Raw genomic sequence first — 19590 nt, forward strand, 5'->3', positions numbered from 1 at the left:
TGAAGCCGGATACGGCTCGCGGCCAGGTGAATTTCTGCAGCATTTTTTTCGCTATTGCGAACACATTTTCGTGCCTTGAGAATTATCATAATTAAATCATGTGCTTATAAAAGCGGCAAAGTTGCTCGGTTGAATTCGACAAGGAACAGCGTCTATGATGGGACTGCCCAGTTTGGTCACCAACGAAGGCAGGCGCAACCGAGAATTGATTAACGCCCGGTAAATCAGACTTGACTCATAAATGCTGCCATGCAGCAATTGCGTTGCAGCATAGAAGCATGCTGGCGGCACTCTGCAGCCGCTTCCAGTCCTCAGTTGGAGAGTAAAATGGAACAGAATGTTGACAAGCATGAGTACGAGACCCCCAGCCTGACGGTTCATGGTTCGATTGAAACCATCACGCAGGGCGGTGCTGGCACAACGGCGCTCGACGCGAGCTTTCCCGCGCACACGCCAGTCGGTGAGCTGACCTTCTCTTGAGCTTACGGTATCCGGGGTGACGCAGTTGGGGCTCCGGGTGCTCTTTAGACAGGCGAGCCGGGGGGCCATGTCCCCCGGCTTCCTGCTCCCGGGGCAATCGCAGGCAACCGATCCCGGTTTCAGGTCTGAGGGCGTGGCGGCTAGAACGAGGTTTTAGATGCACTGGAACCCATCGGACCATGACCGTGTGGTTGCGACCAGCGACGCGGTGGCTTGTGAATTCGGCGCCGGGCTGGCGCTGCTTCACCTTAAATCCAATGTCTATTACAGCCTGAACGGCGTCGGCGCCTTTATCTGGGAGCAGATCCAGGAGCCCAGATCTATCCTCGATCTCCAAAGCGCCGTGCTGGCGCGCTACAATGTCGATGCCGAGCGCTGCAAGGCGGATGTCGAGGGCTTGCTCAAGGGGCTGACCGAGGCAGGGCTTGCGAGGCTCCATCATGAGGAACTGGTCTAGAGCGTTTCACCGTTTCACGGAAACGGCGAACCGCTCTATCTCTTTGTTTTCACGCAATTCCGGATGGAAAACCGTTTCACACTTTTCCTGGGATCGCTCTAGGCTGCGCTCGCTCAGCCTGTCGGAGGCGTTCTTCCTGACACGCTGCCTTGTCGTGGTCACGGTCGTGCGGCTCGGACTGACGCTGTCTTCCTATAGGCGTGTGCGCAACCTCGTGACGCGGCTGGATGCCAGAAATGACGCTGATATCGCCGACCTGCGACGCGTCGCCTGGGGTGTCGCCGCCGCGGCGCGCCTCGTGCCTGGCGCCAGCTGTCTCACCCAGGCGCTGGCCGGGCAATATCTGCTGGCGCGCCAGGGCAACGCGTCCAAGATCACGATCGGCATCGAGCGCGACAGCGGCCCACAGTTGAAGGCACATGCCTGGTTGATGAGCGGCCATCACATCGTGCTGGGCGGCTCGATCAACGGCTTTACCCATCTCGTCGATCACGGGCCGTAAGCGATGAGCGGCGTCGCTGGAATTCAGCCCAGGCAAGGCGGCAAACCCGCCACTGCAAGCGACATTCAGCAGATGCTGGCGCGCATGCGCCATCGCGCCCGCGACGGCAGTTCGTGGTGGACGGATGGCGGTGTGGCGCTAGGCCATGCCTGGCTCGACACCACCAGCGAAGACGGTCCCGGCCCGCTGACGATGGCCGGCGGCAAGCTCGCCATCACTGCCGATTGTCGGCTGGACAACCGCGATGAACTCCTGGCCCGGCTCGGCATCCGCGATCGGTCGATCGCCGATGCGACGCTCATCATGCGCGCCTATCTCAAATGGGGCGAGACCTGCCCGACCTATCTGCAGGGCGATTTCGCCTTCGCGATCTGGGACGCCGAGCACCAGGCGCTGTTTTGCGCGCGCGACCATTTCGGCGTCAAACCATTCTACTACCACTCGGCCGACAAGCGCTTTGCCTTTGCCTCCGAGATCGGCCCGATCCTGGCGCTGGACGATGTCGGCAGGCGTATCAGCGAACACCAGATTTCCGGCTTCCTCGCCGGCTTGCCCGACGATCCGCAGGCAACGCCCTACGCCGAGATCTTCCGCCTTCCGGCGCGGTACAGCATGACGGTGACGGACCGACAGGTGGTGCTGCGCCGCTACTGGCAGATCGAGCCGTCGCAGCGGCCGCCGCGCTCGGATGCGGCGGAAGAGTTCAGGCACCTGTTCGCGCAATCGGTGGAAAACCGCATGCGCGGCACGCCGGCCATCGGCGCCATGCTGAGCGGCGGCCTCGATTCGTCCTCGATCGCCTGCATTGCGGCCCTGCGGACCGCGGCGCAGCGCAAGCCCAGGCTCAAGACCTTCTCGCTCACTTTCGACAAGGGCTCGTCGATGGACGAGAAGCCGTTCATCGACGCGGTTCTGGGTCACCAGCCGCTCGACGCCACGCTGATCGGCGTCGGTAATTACGCGCCCTTCGCCGAGTTCGAGCGGATCCTGGAAGAACAGGAAGGAACATTCCTGGCGCCTGGCCTGTCGCTGACCCGGGATATCTACCGCACGGCAGGCGCCAAGGGCGTGAAAGTGCTTCTCGACGGCCATGGCGGCGACGAGGTCGTCTCGCAAGGCCATGGCCACCTGCACGAGCTCGCCAATGCGCGCCGGTGGCTCGAGCTGTGGCGCGAACTGCACAGCGCCGCCAACACCTATGGCGACGGCATGCTTTCGCTCTATTTCAAGTTCCTGACCATCTATGGGCCGGCCTGGCGGATCGCTCGGATGAGAGCGATCGCCAAACGCGTCGCCGGCAGGCTGTGGCGCATGCCGGCCCCGGTGCGGCGCGCCGCCTGGGCGGGACTGGTCAATCCGGATCTTGCCAGGCGCACCGATCTTGCCGAGCGGTTCCATCGCGCCGGCCATATGCCAGCCGCCGTCAGCGCCAGCGAGGCGCTGACGCATCGCTGGCTGTTGTCCACCGGACTGGTGCCGCACGCTTTCGAGGTGCTCGACAAGGCGGCCGCCAATTTCGGCGTCGAGCCGCGCTACCCGTTCTGGGACAAGCCGCTGATCGAATTCTGCCTGTCGCTGCCCGGCGAGGAAAAGCTCAAGGATGGCTTCGGCCGGCATGTCATGCGCCGGGCCATGCAAGGCATCCTGCCGCCGGCGGTGCAATGGCGGCGCGACAAGATCGATTTCACCGCCAATCTGGTCAAAGGCATGCTCGGCAACCACCGCCAGCTCCTGGACAAGGTGCTGATGGCGGACAGCGACCTGATCGCGCCTTATGTCAACCTGCCCGAAGTCAACGCCGTCTATCAGCGCATGCTGCAGCAGCCTGAACAGGCGACGCTGCCCGATGTCCAGCATGTCTGGCGCTCAGTGTCGCTGTCGCTGTGGTTGCGGCAAGTTCAAAGAGATGGAAGCCCTGCATGAGCACCGCCAACGCTTCTATCGCCGCCACACCCGAGCCCCTCATCAACGCGAACACGCGAAGCGGACGTGTCCGCCGCTTCTACAAGGCCTATGGGTTGACCATCGGCTCGGACGTGGCTTTGCCGGAACTGGAGCCGGCGACGCCTGCGAAACCAGATCTCGAGATTGCGGTCGCACCGGTCGACTTTCCCGAGGCGGCATCGCAAGCGGCGACCGCTTTTCGCTTCGAGCCGGCGCGTCAGTATCTCTCCTGGCAAGCGGTCGGCACATTCCTGATCAGCGGCGGCAATCGTATCGATGTCGATCCGGCGGCAGGAGTGGACGACCCGTTGCTTGCCTTCCCGCTGCTCGGGCCGGTGCTGGCGCTTGCGCTGCACCAGCGCGGTTTGCTTGTCTTGCATGCCAGCGCCATCGCCGTCGGCGGCAAGAGCGTGATCTTCCTCGGCGACAAGGGTGCCGGCAAATCCACCACGGCCGGCGCCATGATCCGCGCCGGCCATCGCCTGCTGACCGATGACGTCGTGGCGCTGGATCTGTCCGACCCCGGCCGGCCGATGCTCCTGTCCGGCTTTCCGCAGCTCAAGCTCGCCGCGGACGCGGCCGACGCCATCCGCCTCGAGCAGGTGGATGTGCGCCCGCAAGTGCATCCGCAAATCGACAAGGCACAGCATCGCCTGCGCCAGGGATTTTCCGCCGAAGCGGTACCGGTATCGCGCATCTATGTGCTTGAGCGCGGCGAGGAGGCGGCAATCTCTCCGCTGTCGAGCCTCGCTGCCCTGCCCGCGATCATCAAATTCTCCTACATCACGCGCTTCGGCCGGCAGGCGCTCACCGGCGATTCCGCAGCCATGCATCTTGGCCAGAGCGCGCAGCTTGCCGGGCGGATCGGTGTGAGCCGGCTTGAGGTGCCTACCGGGCTGGCGCGGATCGACGAGGCGGTCGCGCTGATCGAAGGCGATCTGGCACCCGCAACGACATGAGCCAAAACATGGGCTGGTCATCCAAGCTGCGTCTGTCGCTGTTTCGGGATATCGCCGGCTTCGGCGCGATGATCGCGCATGTCGGCGGCCGGCGAACGCTGACGGCGCTCGCCTTCCTGATCCTGGGCAGCCTGACCGAAGGCGTCTCGATCCTGCTGCTCATCCCGCTGCTGCATCTGATCGGCAAGGCCGATCAGGACTATGCGGTGCGGGTGCCGGAGGCGTTGCAGTGGCTGGTGCCGGGTGGAACGCTGCCGCTTGCGGCGATCCTTTCCCTGCTCGTGGCACTCGTGGCGCTGCAGGCGATCTTCAACCGCTTCAAGTCGGTCTACATGGCGCGGCTGCTCTACGACTTCGTCAACCGTGTCCGCCTGAACCTGTTCGAAAGCATCGGCAAGGCGCGCTGGGGCGTCTTCACCCGCATGCGCAGCTCCGACCTCGACCATGCGCTCAATGGCGACGTCGACCGCGTGCAGGTGGGCGCCTTCTCGCTTTTGATGTTCACCCAGGCCGCACTGCTTCTGACGGGCTATCTCGTGGTGTCGCTGTTCATCTCGCCGGTGATGACGTCCTTTGCCATCCTCATCGGCGTGGTGCTGCTGATTGCGCTGCAGCCGTTCCGGGCGCGTGCCAGCGCCTATGGCCGGACGCTGACCAGCAACCGGCAGGACCAGTATCGAACGGTCTCCGAATTCCTCGGCGGCATCAAAGTGGCGAAGAGCCTGAATGTCGAGGCCAGCTACTTTGCAGAACTCGGCGCGACGCTTAACAGGATGAAGGCCGACAACATCGCTTTTGTCCGCAACTCCACGCTCGGCACCGCGCTGTTCCAGATGGCGAGCGTGATCGGGCTCAGCCTGTTCATCTATATCGCGCTGGTCCGCTTCCACCTGTCGCTGGCCGAGATCGTGGTGTTGCTGCTCGTCTTCATGCGGGTCGCACCACGCTTCATGGACATGCAGATCCAGGTGCAGCAGGTGCTGATCAATCTGCCGGCCTATGCGTCCATGCAAGCCCTGCAGGCGCGTTTCGATGCCGAGCGCGAGCCGGCGGAAAATGACGCAGGGCAAGGCGCAAAGTTGTCCCTCGATACCGGGCTCAACATCCGCGACGTCTCGTTCGCCTATGGCGATGGCGAAGCAAAGCCGGTGGTCTCGGGCATCACCTTCGGTCTGCCGGCTGGCAAGGTGACGGCCTTGATCGGCCCGTCCGGCTCCGGCAAGAGCACGATTGCCGACATGCTGCTGGGCCTGCTCGACCCCACGCAAGGCAGGATCCTGGCCGACGGCGTCGAGATTACGGCGCAGAACCGCAGGGCCTGGCGCGACCAGGTGGCCTATGTGCCGCAGGATGTTTTCCTGCTGCACGACACGATCGCGGCCAATCTTCGCCTCGCCGCGCCGAAAGCAAGCGACGATGAGCTCTGGACGGCGCTGCGCGACGCCCATGCGGCCGAGTTCGTCAAACAACTCGACCTGCGGCTGGATACGGTGGTGGGCGACCGCGGCGTCAGGCTGTCGGGCGGCGAACGCCAGCGCATCGCGCTGGCGCGGGCACTGCTGCGCAAACCTTCGCTGCTCATCCTCGACGAGGCGACGAGCGCGCTCGATTGGCAGAATCAATCGCTAATCGCGCAATCGATCGATGGCTTGCGCGGCCAGATGACGATCCTGACTATCGCGCACCGGCCATCGATGATCGCTTTTGCAGACTGGGTCGTCGCCATCGAGAATGGCCGCATTGTCGAGGTCGGCCAGTATCAGCGGCTGAAGGCGAAGGCCGGCAGCCGGCTGGCCAGGATGCTGTCCGGTGAGCAGGCGGGAACAATACTGCCGGCTGGAGTCGCGCCGGCGCCGGTTGAACGGTCAGTGGAGGCTGCCGCGCCTGGCGCCTAGAGTGGCCCTAGCTTTTCGCCGTCGGGACTTTGTCGAGGATCGTGCCGTGCTCGGCCTCGCGGGTCTTGTCCGCCGGTACCGGTGCGCTCCTGGCGACCATGGCAAAGACCAGGAGGAAATAGCCGGCCTGGATGATGGCGGCGCAGACAACCGCGCGAATGACGATAGCGCCAAGCGATGCGCCATCGAAATACGACCAGCCGACGACGATCGCCAGCGCGAAGACCATGCCGACGATGAATTTTGGCAAAGACATATCCGTTCGCCCCTCAACCGAAGCGAACATGCAAAAGCTGCGACTTACCCACCCTGTGTAACTCCCCGTTGCGCCAAAGGGCTATTTCTGGCTGCCCAATCCGGCCGGTTGCTTCCGGCCTTCCTTACCCATGCAGACTATGACAGAAACAATTTGCGACTCTATTAAGGCGCGTACTCCGCGGCAAGGCCGGACAGGGGTGATATCCAGCGATTTCGCGGGATCGACTCTGGCATGGTGCGTCGCACACTCCCGCCCCGATACCTATTCAAAGAGGCGGCTCATGCAGCAGTAAAAGCTGCGACATTGATTAGTATTTTATCCGAATAACTTACCATTGCGAGTGGTTCCAGCGACCTGCAACCCGATTTCTTCTGCAGCAAAGAATGCACTGTCCAAAAATGGCCCAAAATGCGCACTACATTTTCATGGGTTTCGCTCACCTTGTCATAAACGTGCCACAAAGGTGAAAATTTGGGCACGGCAGGTTTATTATTTAATCAATTCATGACGTGAACATTTCAGCGGAATGGGAAATTGTGTGTTGCGATGCAGCATTTTTTTGGTATCGTGCGGTAAACCATCCGTTCAACGTATGGAGCTTTTGCATGAGGGACGTCGCCAAGTCGGCTAATGCGGGTTTTTCGCAAGCTGGCGTTGATTTTCCACCCCCCATCGGTGGTCTGCTGAAACGAGGTTTCGATATCGTCGGCTCATTGGCCGGCCTTGTCTTGCTCAGCCCGCTCTTCCTGATGGTCGCGCTGCTGGTCAAGCTTTCCGACGGTGGGTCCGTGTTCTATGGCCACAAGCGAATCGGCCGCGGCGGCCGTGTGTTTGCCTGCCTGAAATTCCGCACCATGGTGCAGGATGGCGAGCGCGTGCTGAACGCGTATCTGGCGGCCAATCCCGACGCCAATGCCGAATGGCTCGCAACGCGCAAGCTGAAGAACGATCCGCGCGTCACGCGGGTCGGCCAGGTGCTGCGCAAACTCAGCCTCGACGAGCTGCCGCAGATCATCAACATCCTGCAGGGTGACATGAGCCTTGTCGGACCGCGCCCTGTCGTGCGCGACGAGCTGGAGATCTATGGTAGCGCCGCGGTCTATTACCTGAAGTCGCGCCCCGGCCTGACCGGGTTGTGGCAGGTGAGCGGCCGCAATGATGTCTCCTATGACACGCGCGTCGCCTTCGACCGCCACTATGTCGAGAACTGGTCGATGTTCGAGGACATTCGCATCATCTTCAAGACCGTGCCAGCCGTGTGGATGTCGCGCGGCAGCTACTGACCTTCGAGCCTGTCCCCGGAACCGGGGCAGGCATCCGGCAGCGATCTCATCGGGCGGATGGGGCCAAGCGGATCGGAACGTTCATTTGAAAAAAGACCCTATCGGACTGTCTTTCGCCTGCAGTCTTCGTCCTAGAGCGCCCGGCCGGCTCGCGGCCGTGGCGTTCGTTGCCTGTCTCGCGATGCCGCATATCGCGGCGGCCGGCGACTACCAGCTTGGCCCGCAGGACAAGCTCAACATCCGGGTTGCCGAATGGCAGACGGTCGACGGCACGTTCCGCGACTGGTCGGCGCTGAACGGCGAATATTCGGTCGGCCCCGCGGGAACGCTTTCGGTGCCGTTTGTCGGTGATATGCAAGCCGCCGGCAAGACGACCTCGGAGATCGCCGCGGCGATCGGGCTCGCTTTGCAACGCAAGCTGGCGCTGCCCGACAAGCCTGAAGCCTCGGTCGAGATGGCGCAATTCCGGCCGTTCTACATTTCGGGCGAGGTGCAGAACCCCGGACAATTCCCCTATGTGCCGGAGCTGACGGTGCTGAAGGCGATCAGCATTGCCGGCGGCATGCGGCGCAATGCCGACTACGGACCACAGCTCGGCAAGGACCTCGTCACCGCCAAGGGCAATTACGACATCTATGACGACCAGCGCGTGCGCCTGCTCGTCAAGCGCGCGCGCATCGATGCCGATCTTGCCGGCAAGGAGAGTTTCGATCCGCCGAAAGAAGTCGAGGGCGATCCGAAGCTGCCGACCGTCGTTGCCGACGAAATGCAGATCCTGACTTCCGACCAGAAGGCGCTCAAGCTGAAGCTCGATGCGCTCGACGACCTGAAGGGCGTGCTGCAGGGCGAGATCGAATCGCTGCAGAAGAAGATCGTCAACCAGCAACAGCAGGTCGACCTGGCGCAACAGCAGCTCGCCTCCATCGGACCGCTGGCGCAGAAGGGCCTGGTGCCCAATTCGCGACTGCTCGATTCGAGGCAGTCCGTCGCCGACCTTCAGGGCAAGATCCTCGACTATGAAACAGCCATCCTCACCGCCAAGCAATCGATCAGCAAGGCAACGCAGGACGCCATCGACGCCCGCAACACGCTGAGCTCGAGCCTCGCCTCCGACCGGCAGCAGACCGAAGCCGACCTGAACGAGGCGGCGTTGCGGGTGAACATGCAAAAGGGCCTGATCGCTCAGGCATCGGACCCGGCCACGACGGCCTCAATCACCAGCAGCGAGGCACCGACGCTTCTGTACTCGCTGGTGCGTGTCGCCAACGGCAAAACCAGCGAGACCGACGCCAAGGAAGACACGCCGGTGCTGCCGGGCGACGTGATCAAGGTGAAGCTGGCGCCGATGGCCAGCCAGTAGCACCAGCAGTTGGCCTGCGTTTCGGCGCAGTTCGCGACGAGGGGAGGAACATGTCAGGCCTGTTCGCGACAAGGCGCGGACGGGCGATCTGTTTGTACCGCTTGAAGGCATAAGATGCAGTCCGCCGCCGCCCCGCGTCACGTCTACCTCAACCTCGACGCCATTCGCGGCGTGGCGGCGATCAGCGTGATGCTCTACCATTTCTCGCCCTTCCTTGCCGACGGCAGGGTGCTGCCGTCGAGCTATCTCGCGGTCGACCTGTTCTTCCTGCTCAGCGGCTTCGTCATCGCGCATGCCTATGACCGCAAGATCGAGAACGGCATGGGCTTCGGCACATTCGTGATGATCCGCCTAATCCGCCTCTATCCGCTCTATCTCGGCGGCACGCTGCTCGGCTTCTTCTACCTGCTGGTGAAGAACCGGCTGATGCCGGGCGAGTACATGCCGCTGTCCGAGATCGGGATGCAGTTGACGACGGGCATGCTCTTCATCCCGCTGATCAGCGACGCCTATCACACGATCTTTCCGCTCAATCCCGCTTCGTGGTCCTTGTTCTTCGAGCTGATTGTCAACATCGCCTATGTAGCGGTGTTCTTCCAGCTGTCGAAACGGGTGCTGACCGGGCTCGTCGTCGTCAGCCTCGTGCTGCTCATCATTGCCTCGGTTTTCGCCGGCACGCTCGATTTCGGCATGACGGGCCAGACCATCATCAGCGGCCTGCCGCGCGTGACCTTCTCGTTCTTCCTGGGCGTGCTTTTGTGCCGCTCGATGGCGCGCTACCAGGCCAGCCTCGGCTTCCTGCGGCGCGGCTTCTGGGTCGAGGGCGCGATCCTGCTGACGCTCATCGTCTTTGCGATTGCGCCGGCAGGCGGCGCGCGCGTCGTCTACGACCTCGCCTGCATCGTCGTCATCTTTCCGGCCATGGTCGTGACCGGCGCCATAGCCCCGACCATGCCACGGCTGGCCGGCTTCTATGGCTGGCTCGGGCGGATCTCCTACCCGATCTACATCATCCATACGCCGATGCTGATGATCATCGCCGGAGCCGGCAAGGCTGTCTCGATCGACCCGTTCGCGCACCATCCCTGGTTCGGCATCGTCATGGCGGGCGCTGTCATCGTCATCGCCGACATCGCCACGCGGCTCTATGACGAGCCAGTGCGGCGCTTGCTGCAGCGGCTGATGCAGCGCAGGCGGGCGGTAGCTTAAATTCTCCGCAGAGCCGATCAGACCGGAGCGGGCATCCGTCCGTTCGCCGGCCTTTCCTCCTGAACCGGAACAGCCACCCGGCGTCGCCGCGCAACCGGCAGCGGGCTGAGCTTGAACAGGCCGTAATATACGATGAAGGACGCCATGAAGTAGGGGCCGAGGATTTCGACCTCGAAGAAGGAGCGGATCAGCATCAGTCCGATGGCGCCGGCCAGCACCACCGAATCGGCGTTCCAGTCGCCGAACACGACTTTCGATACATGGCCGTAAAAGGAGCGCAGGATGATCAGCGCCAGCATGGTGACGCCGATATAGCCGATCTCGACCAGCGTCTCGACATAGGTGTTGTGGAAATGGAAGCCGGTGCGGGTCGAGATGTAGAATTCCGCCCACAGGCGCTCCGGTTCGGCAAAACCCTGCACCCAATAGGCGGCATAGCCATAGCCGAGCAGCGGACGCTGCTGCGCAGCGTTCCAGCCCTGCTCCCAGAGATAGGTGCGGCCGGTGAGCGTGGAATCCTTGCCGAAGACACCGAGCACGACATCGAGCAGGCCGAGGTTGAGCGCGGCCACCACGCCGGTTACCAGCGCAGCGGCGCCGACTATGAAAATCACGCGACGATAGCGCAGCGACAGCACTTTGCTCGCGGTGAGCAGGGCGACGATGCCGACCACCGCCGGCAGCGAAGCGACGGATGTCGCGGAGTGGGCTATCGCCAGCATATAAACCGACAGAAGCAGGATCGGCGCGGTCCACACGAAGCTCAACCAATTGCGCCGGTAAAACGCGAGAAAGGCGAGAGTGAAGAAGATGCCGAGCGAGGAGAAAAAGCCGATCTGGTTCTTGGAGCCGAAAGCACCGACGAAATTGACCGTGCCGTCGATCGTGTCGAGCGCGTAATCGTCTACTTTCAGCGAATAGAGCAGGACCAAGAAGATGCCGATCAGCGAGCCTACCACCAGCGTGCGCATGCTGATGGTGCGCGCCGCGACATAGGCGCAGGCGATATGCGAGGAATATTGCACCGCCGCGCGGGCGCTGACGCCCGCCGCCTGCGACCAGAACACCGAGAGGCAGACATAGGCTGCAAAGAGGATCGGCAGCCAGGCGCTGGAAAGCTTCCAGGTGAAGCGCCGATAATCGACGAAAAGCAGCGGCAGCCAGACAGCGTAATAGGCGAGGATCAGGATCTGGCCGAAATTGGGCGAGTAGGCGAAGGCAATCATGGAAACCGCAACGGCGAAAATGCCGTAGGTTTCATTGCGGTCGGGGTCGATCAGAATGGATTTCGGAATCTTCATACCGGATTTTTGTCCGTGAGCCCTTTATCTGCCCGAGCAAGCCTCCGGCCCGCGCGGCATCCATTGTGCACTGCAGCATAACCTACCGCCGTACGGCCGCCGGCTCAACCGCAAAGTTGCCGTGAGCGGCCAAGTGCTGTTGGCTTGCCGCATCGCACAATGAAACGGCCGGAATGGGGCGAGAGCGCTAGAATATCCTCAAGCCGCCGCCGAACGGGCAACGGCGGCCTGGATCAGGCGGTCGGCGAGGATGGCGAGGAAGGCGATCGACAGGCCGGCGATCAGGCCCATGCCGGCATCGGCCTTGCCGAGCGCGACATAGACCGCCTGGCCGAGATCGCGGGTACCGACCAGGGCTGCTATGGCCAGCATCGACAGCGCCGCCATGATCGTCTGGTTGAGGCCGAGCATGACGACAGGCAGCGCCAGCGGCAGCTTGGCCTGCAGCAGCGTCTGCATCGGCGTCGCGCCCATCTGCTCGACCGCCTCGACGACGTCGGCGCGTACATGTCGCAAACCGTGTTCGACATAGCGGATCGGCGGCACGATGGCGTAGAGCATGATGGCGATCAGCGCGGTGAACTCGCCGACCTTGAAGAACATCAGCGCCGGGATCAGGAAGACGAATTGCGGCATGGTCTGCAGCGCGTCGCAGACCGGCTTCAGCGCGCGGGAGACGCGGTCGCTGTGTGCCGCCCAGGTGCCGAGCGCACCGCCGGTCACAAGGCAAAGCAGCACCGCCAGCGTGCAGAGATAGAGCGATTGCACCAGCGCCGGCCACAGGCCGTCGACCAGGATCAGCGTGAAGCCGGCAAAGGCGAACAGGCCGAGGCGATAGCCCGCCACCTGCCCGGCAAGCAGTGCGACAGCGAGGATGAAGACAGGCCAGGGCAGGCCGAGGAAACCGGTGTAGAGGACAAGCCCGGCGGTGAGCATGGCAAGTGCTGCGCGCCAGCCGAAGCCACGCTGCATCAATCCGGCGACGGCCAGGACGACCGCGAAGTAGGTGATCACCGCCGCCGGCGACAACACAAAACCCCAGATGGCCGGCGTGGCGGCTCCGGAAATGCCGATCCTGAGCGGCAGAAGCAGGCAATAGAGGACGGTGTTGCGGACACCGTCGAAGAACCAGGCATAATCGCGAACGATGCCGAGCAGCCACTGGTTGACGCCACCCATCTCGGTACGCAGACCGGTTTCCGGCAAGAGCGTCGCGCCTGGCGCGGCAAGGCGGATCACCACGGCGAGCGCGAGCGCCATCAGCAGCGCCAGCGCCAGCCGGCGCGGCGTCATCCATTGCATGGCCCGGGTCGGCCCGGTGGCCGGCTCCCGGGCAAACCCGATGGTGAGACGATCGATCAGGATGGCGAGCAGCGCGATCACCAGGCCGGACAGAATGCTCTGGCCGAACTCCGCCTTGCGCATGGAAGACAAGACCTCCCAGCCGATGTCCTCGAAGCCGCCGATGATGGCGGCGACGATGACCATCGACAGTGCCGCCATCGTGGTCTGGTTGAAGCCGACGAGAAGCTGCGGCAGCGCTGTCGGCACCTCGACCTGCCAGAATTGCTGGCGGCGCGTGCATCCGCTCATCAGGCCGGCCTCGCTGATTGCCGCCGGGACGCGGTCGAGCCCAAGCATGGTGTTGCGCACCATGGGCGGCGTCGCATAGATCGCCGAGGCGATCAGCCCGACCACCGGCCCGAAGCCGAACAAAAGCAAGAGCGGGATGAGATAGGCAAAGGCCGGCACCGTCTGCATCAGATCGAGCGCGCCAAGCAGGACGGGACGCAGGCGCGGGCGGGCGTAGCCAAGAACGCCGAGCAGAAAGCCGAGCACTGTCGAGATCGGCACCGCCAGCAGCACGAGCGCCAGCGTGTTCATGCTTTGCGGCCAATAGCCGGCGAGCAGGATGTAGGCGAGCGTGAGCACGGCAAAGATCGCCAGCCGCGTGCCGCTCGACTTCAGCGCGAGCGCCGCGACGGCGAGCATGACCGCCGGCCAGGGCAGCCAGCCGAGCACCAACCGCGCACCGCGCATCGGCGCGTCGAGCAAGGCGGAGAGAGCGCGGAACGCCGGCTGGACGACAGCGACCATGGCGTTGGTGACGGCATTGACATAGTCGGCCAGCGGCAGCGTCCACCCTTGGGGAAATTCACCAGCCAGGGGAAATCCGCCTTCAAGAGCAGGCAGAGCGCCGTCAGCACGGCCACGCCACACCAGGCAAGAAGCGCCGGCTCCATCGCGAGCCTCGACGAGGGCTTCAGTGTCGCGGCCGGCGCCGTCATGAGCGCGTGCGCCTCGCCTGCTCGCGCCCGAGCACGGCAAGCACCGCGCTGGCCTGAAGCAGCGCCGGCGGACCGTCGCCAACGCCAGGCACGGCGAAAGCCGTGACGCCCGACGCCAGTTGCGGGATGAGCGCCTCCAGGCTGGTGTCGGCGGCAACGCTTTGCTCGGGCAGCGCCGCTCCATTGGCGGACACCGCGATATCGCCAGCGGTGATGACACGCAGCAGCGGCATGTCCTCGGTGAACTGCGCGACATAGTCGTCGGCCGGGTTGAGCACGATGTCGGCCGGGCGGCCGATCTGGACGATCTTGCCGGCCCGCATGATGGCCAGCCGGTCGGCGAGGCGGAAAGCCTCGGCAATGTCATGGGTGATGAAGATGATGGTCTTCTTCAGCATCCTTTGGAGCCGCAGGAATTCGTCCTGCATCTGCTTGCGGATCAGCGGATCGAGCGCCGAGAACGGCTCGTCGAGGAACCAGAGTTCGGGGCCGACAGCCAGCGAGCGGGCGATGCCGACGCGCTGCTGTTGGCCACCGGACAACTGGTGCGGGAAGGAGGCTTCCCGTCCCTCCAGCCCGACAAGGCTGATCATTTCACGCGCACGCGCCTCGCGGTCCTTTGCCGGCCTGCCCTGGATCTTCAGCGGGAAGGCGACATTGTCGAGTACGGTGAGATGCGGCAGCAGGCCGAAATTCTGGAACACCATGCCCATGGCATGGCGGCGCAACTCGATCAGTTCCTTGCCGGTTGCCTGGAGCAGGTTCTTGCCGTCGAGCAGGACCTCGCCGGCGCTCGGCTCGACCAGGCGCGACAGGCAGCGCACCAAGGTCGACTTGCCGGAACCGGACAAACCCATGATGACGAAGATCTCGCCGGCCGCCACCTCGAAACTGGCGTCGACGACGGCCGGCAGATGCGCCTCGGCGCGCAGGCGTTCGGCCAGCGCGTCGGGATCGATGACATAGCCGCGTGAATCGAAGTAATAGGCCGGGCGCTGGCCATAGACCTTCCAGACATTGCGGCACACGAGTTTTATCGGACGGGCGGCGTTGCTCATTGCGCACCGCCGGTTGTTCGCCCGGCTCCGCGCAGCGCGGGAGCCGGGCCTCTGTTGCCTTCAGCTGTTGTCGGGCGCATCGGCCGGGTCAGCCCTTGGCGCCGTCGACCCAGGGTTTCCAGACCGCCTCGTTCTTGTCGACCCATGCCTTGACCACCGCGTCGAGATCCTCGCCCTTCTTGTCGACGGCGAGCATCATCTTCTCCTGCTCGCCGGCGTCCATCTTGAAGGCCTTGAGGAGGGCGTAGGCCGCCGGCCATTTGGCGCCGAAGCCCGACCAGACGATCTTGTCGACATCGGGCGGCGTGATGCAGTGCTCGTTGGTCTGGTCCTTGCAGGGCGGCATTTTGACCCAGCCGACGTCGTTTTCGGCGAGCGCATAATGCGGCCCCCAGAACATCATGATCAGCGGCTTCTTGGCGGCTTCGGCAGACTCGAGCTCGGCAACCAGCGCGCCCTCGGAGCCTGACGGAACGGCGGTGTACTGCATGGAATTGTCGGCAAGGATGGTCGCCGCGCGCGAACCCCAGTCGGCGGGATAGTCGAGGAAGCGGCCATTGGGCGCGGTTTCCGGCGTCGACAGCGCCTGGATGCATTCCGGCTTGTTGAGCGCCGTCCAGTCGGGCAGGCCAGGGCAGATTTTCTCCATGTATTTCGGATAGATCCAGCCTTCACGCGTCTTCAGATCGAGCTTGCCGATATCCTCGATCTGTTTCGCCGCCAGCGTCTTGGGATAGATGTCGCCGACATTGTTCATCCACACCTCAACCGAGGCGCTGAGCGAACCATCGGCGAGGCCGGAAAACTGCGGGAAGTTGCCCGCGGTCACATATTCGACCTTGTAGCCGAGCTTTTCCAAGAGCTGTCCGGCGATATGCGTGGAGACATGCGCGCCCGTCCATTCGAGCATTGCGAGCTTGATCGGCTCGTCCTTGGCGCCGAGGTCAGCGCTCAGGCCAGGCGTCGTGGCAGCAAGCGCCAGCGCCAAGCCAATTCCTGCATTTCTCAGTCTGTTCCTTGAAGTCGGCATGATTATTCCCCTGTTTTTTGCATTTTATGATTTGAGCTGAAGTCGAGGCTGCCGCTAGCCTCTTTCCGCGCGCCACTCCCCTGGCCGCTGGAACACGCTGCTACTCCTCAAAGCTGATGACGAACCTCCCTTTCGACTGACCCTTTTCGAGAGCGACAAGCGCGTCCGATACGCCGTCCAGCCGGATGCGCTCGACCGTGGTTTCGAGCGGCTGCGCTGCGTGCATGGCGACCAGCTCGCGCATCTCCTGCCTGGTGCCGACGCTGGTGCCGGTGATGACGACGCCGGTGGCCGTCAGCCATTCCTGGATCAGCGGCACCGGCTGGAAGACCATGGCGGCGGCGATGATCCTGCCGCGTGGGCGGATGCCAGCGACCATGGCGTCCCAGGTCGCTGTGGTCGGCGCGAAGTTGATGCAGGCGTGGTATTTCTCGCTCCGCGCCTTCAGCTTTGACGGCAGGTCGCTGTCGGCGATCCCGGTTTCCGCCGCGCCATAGCGGCGGGCGGTCTCCAGCTTCGCCGGGTCGCGATCGACCGCCAACACCTTGACGCCGAGCCGGCTGGCGATCTGCACGGCATAAAGGCCAAGCCCACCGCAGCCGAAGATGATGGCGCTCTCGCCTGCCTTCAGCCCAGCCCGCTTCACCGCGCCGTAGGCGGTGATGCCGGCGCACATCACCGGAGCGGTGGTCACCGGGTCGATGGTCTCGGGCAGCGCCACCGCGAAGCCGGCATCGCAGACGACATATTCGGCAAAGGTGCCGGGCACGTTCAGGCCATGCGCGCGATGGTGCTGGCAGAAGGATTCCTGGCCATCCAGGCATTCGTCGCAATGGCGGCAGGTATCGTGGATCCAAGGCACGCCGGCCCGGTCGCCGAGCGCCCAGCCAGCGACGCCCTCGCCAATCGCCGCGACGCGGCCGACACCCTCATGGCCCATGACAAAGGGAGACGGCGCATGCGGCGGGACGCTCTCGCCGCGCCAGATGTGCACATCGGTGTGGCAGACGCCGCAGGCCTGCAATTGCACCAGGATCTGACCTGGGCCTGCGACGGGACGCGGCACGCTGGTGACCTCCAGCGGCTCGCCATATCCGCGAAGGACCGCGGCCCGCATGGTTTGTGTTTGCGACGTCATCGATTGCCCGTCCGGCATCTGCTTGCCATCGCAGCCTAGGCCTGCCAAAATTATATAACAATAGAAAAATTTGTTAGAGCGTACAAAAAATTCGTCGGATATACGAAACCCATGGCAACCAGGACCAAGAAACAGAAGACCCGCATCGAGGACATCAGGCGGATCGAGCTGATCGAAGCGGCGCACCGCATCTTCCTGCGCGATGGCCTGAAGGGGCTGACGACCACCCGCATCTGCCACGAGGCCGGCATGTCGCAAGGCATCCTGACCTATTATTTCAAGGACAAGGACCAGGTTCTGTTCGAGATGGTGCGGTACGCCAACCGCGTCCTGATGGACGCCGTGGTGGTCAATCTGCGCCGGGCCGGCACCCGGTGGGAGCGCCTGACGGCGATCGTCGACGGCAATTTCCCGGAAGAGAAGTTCGAGCGCAACACCGCCAATGCCTGGATTTCCTTCTATGCCGAGGCCGCGCACAATCCGCGTTACGTCCGGCTGCAGGAGCTGTTTTACAGGCGCCTGCGGTCGAACATCGGTTCGGCGCTGTCGCCGCTGTGCGCCAAACCGGAGATCGACCATTTCGTGCGCGGCTTCGCCGCCATGCTCGACGGCTTCTGGCTGCGGCGCGGCCACTCCAACGACGACATCTCGCATCTGGAAGCGAGGGCGCTGCTCGTCGAGTATTCCGAAAAGATGCTTGGCGCGGGCATGGTGTCGAAGCTGAAACGGCTTCCGTTGCGCGCGGCGTGACGCTCCCGAATGCATCGCCGGCGGCGAGCGGTTGTAAGCGCTCTTTGCCAGCGCGGGTGTCACCATAAGGCTCCGCCGGTGATCTGGATGTTCTCCATGGTGATCCCCTTGGCAAGATCCGAGCAGAGGAACACGGCGAGCGCCGCGATCTCCTCTGGCTGCATCATGCGCCCTTGAGGATTGCCCTTTCTGAATTCGTCCATCACCTCCTCGGCGCTGCGGCCCTTGCCCTCGCGCTCGACGACCTGCGCGACGTTGCGGCGCATCAATTCGGTCTCGACCCAGGTCGGGCTGATCATCACGCAGGTCACGCCATGCGGGGCGCCTTCGAGCGCGATGCAGCGGGTCAGTCCAAGCAGGCCGGCCTTGGAGGCGCAATAGGCCGGATTGTCCTTCCAGCCGACGGAAGCGGCGGTCGAACCGATGTTGACGATGCGGCCCCAGCCGCGCCCGATCATGCCCGGCAACACCGCGCGGGTCGTACGGAACGCCCCGGTGAGGTTGGTGTCGACGATCTTGTCCCAGAGTTCGTCGGAATGGCCGCAGACCGGCTGCTCGGCGGTGGTGCCGGCGGCGTTGACCAGGATATCGGCCGGACCGATGGCCGCTTCGGCCTCCGCCATGAAACAGTTGGCAAGATCGCTGTCGCGCACATCGAGATGGGCGGCGTGCACCTTGGTGCCATGCGCCGCCAGTGCCGACCGCACCCGCTCGATCTCTTCCGCGCCAGGGTAATAGGCCGCATCCACCCTGCCCGCCTGCGGCGGCGCGACATAGGAGCCGACGGCGACATTGGCGCCGGCTTTGGCAAGCGCCGTGGCGATGGCAAAGCCCATGCCGGAAAAGCCGCCGGTGACAATGGCGCTGCGGCCGGTGAGATTGGTCATCGCATACTGTCTCCATATTCACACTGCAAGGTAGCCTCCGTCGACGACCATTTCGGAGCCGGTGACGAATTTGGATTCGTCCGAGGCGAGATAGAGAACCATGTAGGCGATGTCGTCGGGTTCGCCGAGGAAGCCGATCGGATGGCGCGACAAAGCCTTGGCCTTTTCCGCGTCGAGCGTGCCGAGATCGCGCAGGTAATTTTCCGTCTGCGGCGTCCAAATGTAGCCCGGGTGGATGGAATTGCAGCGGATGCCGTAGCGCTGCTCGGCGCAGTGAACGGCGACCGCCTTGGTCAAGGTGCGCACACCGCCCTTGGAGGCGCAGTAGGCGGCAAGTTCGGCCTCGCCGATGATGCCGTCGATGGAAGACAGGTTGATGATCGATCCGCCGCCGGATCTCTTCATCAGCTTTATGCCCTCCTGGCAGCCGAGAAAGACACCGTCGAGATTGACGGCCATGGTGCGCCGCCATTCCTCAAGCGAGGTGTCCTCGATGTTCCTGGCGATGGCGATGCCGGCATTGTTGACCAGCACATCGAGCCGGCCAAAACGCTTCGACACCGCCGCCATCACGCGCGGCCAGGCTTCCGGCACGGAGACGTCATGCTGCAAATGAAGGCATTCGCCACGGCCCCTGGCGATCAGGTCGGCCGTCTGGTGAGCCGCCGCCTCATCGATGTCGGTGACGACAAGGTTGGCGCCTTCGGCCGCAAGCAGCAAAGCAGCCGCCCGCCCGAGGCCCATGCCGGCCCCGGTGACCAAAGCTACCTTGCCTGCGACGCGGTTCACA

The 19590-nt window shown here is 63.6% G+C and carries 18 protein-coding genes; 10 read left to right on the forward strand and 8 right to left on the reverse strand.

What is annotated here, in order from left to right; genetic code table 11:
- Window positions 1-327: 327 nt before the first annotated feature.
- The 6 genes from ACVDG8_RS16905 (at window position 328) to ACVDG8_RS16930 (ending at window position 6237) form a co-directional block, all read left to right on the forward strand.
- Window positions 328-480: a lasso RiPP family leader peptide-containing protein gene (locus ACVDG8_RS16905; RefSeq protein ID WP_371008249.1), complete on the forward strand. Its 153-nt coding sequence runs from the start codon at window positions 328-330 to the stop codon at window positions 478-480.
- Between the two features lie 157 nt (window positions 481-637).
- Entirely contained in the window at window positions 638-937 is a 300-nt protein-coding gene (locus tag ACVDG8_RS16910) for a PqqD family protein (protein ID WP_447255680.1), read from the forward strand.
- Window positions 921-1439 carry a lasso peptide biosynthesis B2 protein gene (locus ACVDG8_RS16915; protein ID WP_455707794.1) on the forward strand — a complete coding sequence of 173 codons (519 nt, stop codon included), beginning with the start codon at window positions 921-923 and terminating at the stop codon, window positions 1437-1439. The genes ACVDG8_RS16910 and ACVDG8_RS16915 overlap by 17 nt, the downstream gene beginning before the upstream one ends.
- Window positions 1440-1442: 3 nt before the next feature.
- The gene (locus ACVDG8_RS16920; protein ID WP_447255682.1) at window positions 1443-3362 is read left to right on the forward strand and encodes a lasso peptide isopeptide bond-forming cyclase; all 1920 of its coding nucleotides are present in this window, start codon (window positions 1443-1445) and stop codon (window positions 3360-3362) included.
- Complete coding sequence (locus tag ACVDG8_RS16925; RefSeq protein ID WP_447255683.1) at window positions 3359-4342, forward strand: serine kinase; 984 nt, start codon at window positions 3359-3361, stop codon at window positions 4340-4342. The genes ACVDG8_RS16920 and ACVDG8_RS16925 overlap by 4 nt, the downstream gene beginning before the upstream one ends.
- Before the next feature lie 8 nt (window positions 4343-4350).
- On the forward strand, window positions 4351-6237 hold the full coding sequence (locus ACVDG8_RS16930) for an ABC transporter ATP-binding protein (protein ID WP_447255684.1): 1887 nt from the start codon (window positions 4351-4353) through the stop codon (window positions 6235-6237).
- A 7-nt stretch (window positions 6238-6244) separates the two neighbouring features.
- On the opposite strand, the gene ACVDG8_RS16935 is transcribed toward ACVDG8_RS16930, so the two are convergent.
- Window positions 6245-6493 carry an exopolysaccharide production repressor exox gene (locus ACVDG8_RS16935; protein WP_447255685.1) on the reverse strand — a complete coding sequence of 83 codons (249 nt, stop codon included), beginning with the start codon at window positions 6491-6493 and terminating at the stop codon, window positions 6245-6247.
- Window positions 6494-7101: 608 nt separating this feature from the next.
- On the opposite strand from ACVDG8_RS16935, the gene ACVDG8_RS16940 reads away from it, so the two are divergent.
- The 3 genes from ACVDG8_RS16940 (at window position 7102) to ACVDG8_RS16950 (ending at window position 10348) form a co-directional block, all read left to right on the forward strand.
- The gene (locus ACVDG8_RS16940; RefSeq protein WP_447255686.1) at window positions 7102-7779 is read left to right on the forward strand and encodes a sugar transferase; all 678 of its coding nucleotides are present in this window, start codon (window positions 7102-7104) and stop codon (window positions 7777-7779) included.
- Window positions 7780-7960: 181 nt separating this feature from the next.
- Entirely contained in the window at window positions 7961-9139 is a 1179-nt protein-coding gene (locus tag ACVDG8_RS16945; RefSeq protein ID WP_447257367.1) for a polysaccharide biosynthesis/export family protein, read from the forward strand.
- A gap of 114 nt (window positions 9140-9253) precedes the next feature.
- On the forward strand, window positions 9254-10348 hold the full coding sequence (locus ACVDG8_RS16950) for an acyltransferase family protein (RefSeq protein ID WP_447255687.1): 1095 nt from the start codon (window positions 9254-9256) through the stop codon (window positions 10346-10348).
- Between the two features lie 17 nt (window positions 10349-10365).
- Here the strand turns inward: ACVDG8_RS16950 and ACVDG8_RS16955 are convergent, their stop codons facing one another.
- The 5 genes from ACVDG8_RS16955 to ACVDG8_RS16975 all read right to left on the reverse strand — a co-directional run bounded on the left by ACVDG8_RS16955 (window position 10366) and on the right by ACVDG8_RS16975 (window position 17163).
- Window positions 10366-11649 (reverse strand): O-antigen ligase family protein, encoded by a 1284-nt coding sequence (locus ACVDG8_RS16955; protein WP_447255688.1) that lies wholly within the window; start codon window positions 11647-11649, stop codon window positions 10366-10368.
- Between the two features lie 198 nt (window positions 11650-11847).
- Entirely contained in the window at window positions 11848-13869 is a 2022-nt protein-coding gene (locus ACVDG8_RS16960) for an ABC transporter permease (protein WP_455707795.1), read from the reverse strand.
- A 64-nt stretch (window positions 13870-13933) separates the two neighbouring features.
- The gene (locus tag ACVDG8_RS16965; protein WP_447255690.1) at window positions 13934-14995 is read right to left on the reverse strand and encodes a quaternary amine ABC transporter ATP-binding protein; all 1062 of its coding nucleotides are present in this window, start codon (window positions 14993-14995) and stop codon (window positions 13934-13936) included.
- Between the two features lie 88 nt (window positions 14996-15083).
- Window positions 15084-15983, reverse strand: coding sequence for an ABC transporter substrate-binding protein (locus ACVDG8_RS16970; RefSeq protein ID WP_447255691.1), 900 nt, complete (start codon window positions 15981-15983; stop codon window positions 15084-15086).
- A 142-nt stretch (window positions 15984-16125) separates the two neighbouring features.
- On the reverse strand, window positions 16126-17163 hold the full coding sequence (locus tag ACVDG8_RS16975) for an alcohol dehydrogenase catalytic domain-containing protein (RefSeq protein ID WP_447255692.1): 1038 nt from the start codon (window positions 17161-17163) through the stop codon (window positions 16126-16128).
- A 111-nt stretch (window positions 17164-17274) separates the two neighbouring features.
- On the opposite strand from ACVDG8_RS16975, the gene betI reads away from it, so the two are divergent.
- Window positions 17275-17913, forward strand: coding sequence for a transcriptional regulator BetI (gene betI, locus ACVDG8_RS16980; RefSeq protein ID WP_447255693.1), 639 nt, complete (start codon window positions 17275-17277; stop codon window positions 17911-17913).
- A 59-nt stretch (window positions 17914-17972) separates the two neighbouring features.
- Here the strand turns inward: betI and ACVDG8_RS16985 are convergent, their stop codons facing one another.
- Both ACVDG8_RS16985 and ACVDG8_RS16990 read right to left on the reverse strand, forming a co-directional pair.
- Window positions 17973-18800, reverse strand: a complete 828-nt coding sequence (locus ACVDG8_RS16985) for an SDR family NAD(P)-dependent oxidoreductase (RefSeq protein WP_447255694.1) — start codon at window positions 18798-18800, stop codon at window positions 17973-17975.
- A gap of 18 nt (window positions 18801-18818) precedes the next feature.
- Window positions 18819-19589 carry a glucose 1-dehydrogenase gene (locus ACVDG8_RS16990; RefSeq protein ID WP_447255695.1) on the reverse strand — a complete coding sequence of 257 codons (771 nt, stop codon included), beginning with the start codon at window positions 19587-19589 and terminating at the stop codon, window positions 18819-18821.
- Window position 19590 lies beyond the last annotated feature (1 nt).

It is taken from the genome of Mesorhizobium sp. ORM8.1, assembly GCF_053005525.2.

What these genes read in the sequence shown, in the direction of transcription:
- ACVDG8_RS16905 (WP_371008249.1), top strand. Translation starts at nt 328, where the DNA reads ATGGAACAGAATGTTGACAAGCATGAGTACGAGACCCCCAGCCTGACG.
- ACVDG8_RS16910 (WP_447255680.1), top strand. Translation starts at nt 638, where the DNA reads ATGCACTGGAACCCATCGGACCATGACCGTGTGGTTGCGACCAGCGAC.
- ACVDG8_RS16915 (WP_455707794.1), top strand. Translation starts at nt 921, where the DNA reads ATGAGGAACTGGTCTAGAGCGTTTCACCGTTTCACGGAAACGGCGAAC.
- ACVDG8_RS16920 (WP_447255682.1), top strand. Translation starts at nt 1,443, where the DNA reads ATGAGCGGCGTCGCTGGAATTCAGCCCAGGCAAGGCGGCAAACCCGCC.
- ACVDG8_RS16925 (WP_447255683.1), top strand. Translation starts at nt 3,359, where the DNA reads ATGAGCACCGCCAACGCTTCTATCGCCGCCACACCCGAGCCCCTCATC.
- ACVDG8_RS16930 (WP_447255684.1), top strand. Translation starts at nt 4,351, where the DNA reads ATGGGCTGGTCATCCAAGCTGCGTCTGTCGCTGTTTCGGGATATCGCC.
- ACVDG8_RS16935 (WP_447255685.1), bottom strand. Translation starts at nt 6,493, where the DNA reads ATGTCTTTGCCAAAATTCATCGTCGGCATGGTCTTCGCGCTGGCGATC.
- ACVDG8_RS16940 (WP_447255686.1), top strand. Translation starts at nt 7,102, where the DNA reads ATGAGGGACGTCGCCAAGTCGGCTAATGCGGGTTTTTCGCAAGCTGGC.
- ACVDG8_RS16945 (WP_447257367.1), top strand. Translation starts at nt 7,961, where the DNA reads ATGCCGCATATCGCGGCGGCCGGCGACTACCAGCTTGGCCCGCAGGAC.
- ACVDG8_RS16950 (WP_447255687.1), top strand. Translation starts at nt 9,254, where the DNA reads ATGCAGTCCGCCGCCGCCCCGCGTCACGTCTACCTCAACCTCGACGCC.
- ACVDG8_RS16955 (WP_447255688.1), bottom strand. Translation starts at nt 11,649, where the DNA reads ATGAAGATTCCGAAATCCATTCTGATCGACCCCGACCGCAATGAAACC.
- ACVDG8_RS16965 (WP_447255690.1), bottom strand. Translation starts at nt 14,995, where the DNA reads ATGAGCAACGCCGCCCGTCCGATAAAACTCGTGTGCCGCAATGTCTGG.
- ACVDG8_RS16975 (WP_447255692.1), bottom strand. Translation starts at nt 17,163, where the DNA reads ATGACGTCGCAAACACAAACCATGCGGGCCGCGGTCCTTCGCGGATAT.
- betI (WP_447255693.1), top strand. Translation starts at nt 17,275, where the DNA reads ATGGCAACCAGGACCAAGAAACAGAAGACCCGCATCGAGGACATCAGG.
- ACVDG8_RS16985 (WP_447255694.1), bottom strand. Translation starts at nt 18,800, where the DNA reads ATGACCAATCTCACCGGCCGCAGCGCCATTGTCACCGGCGGCTTTTCC.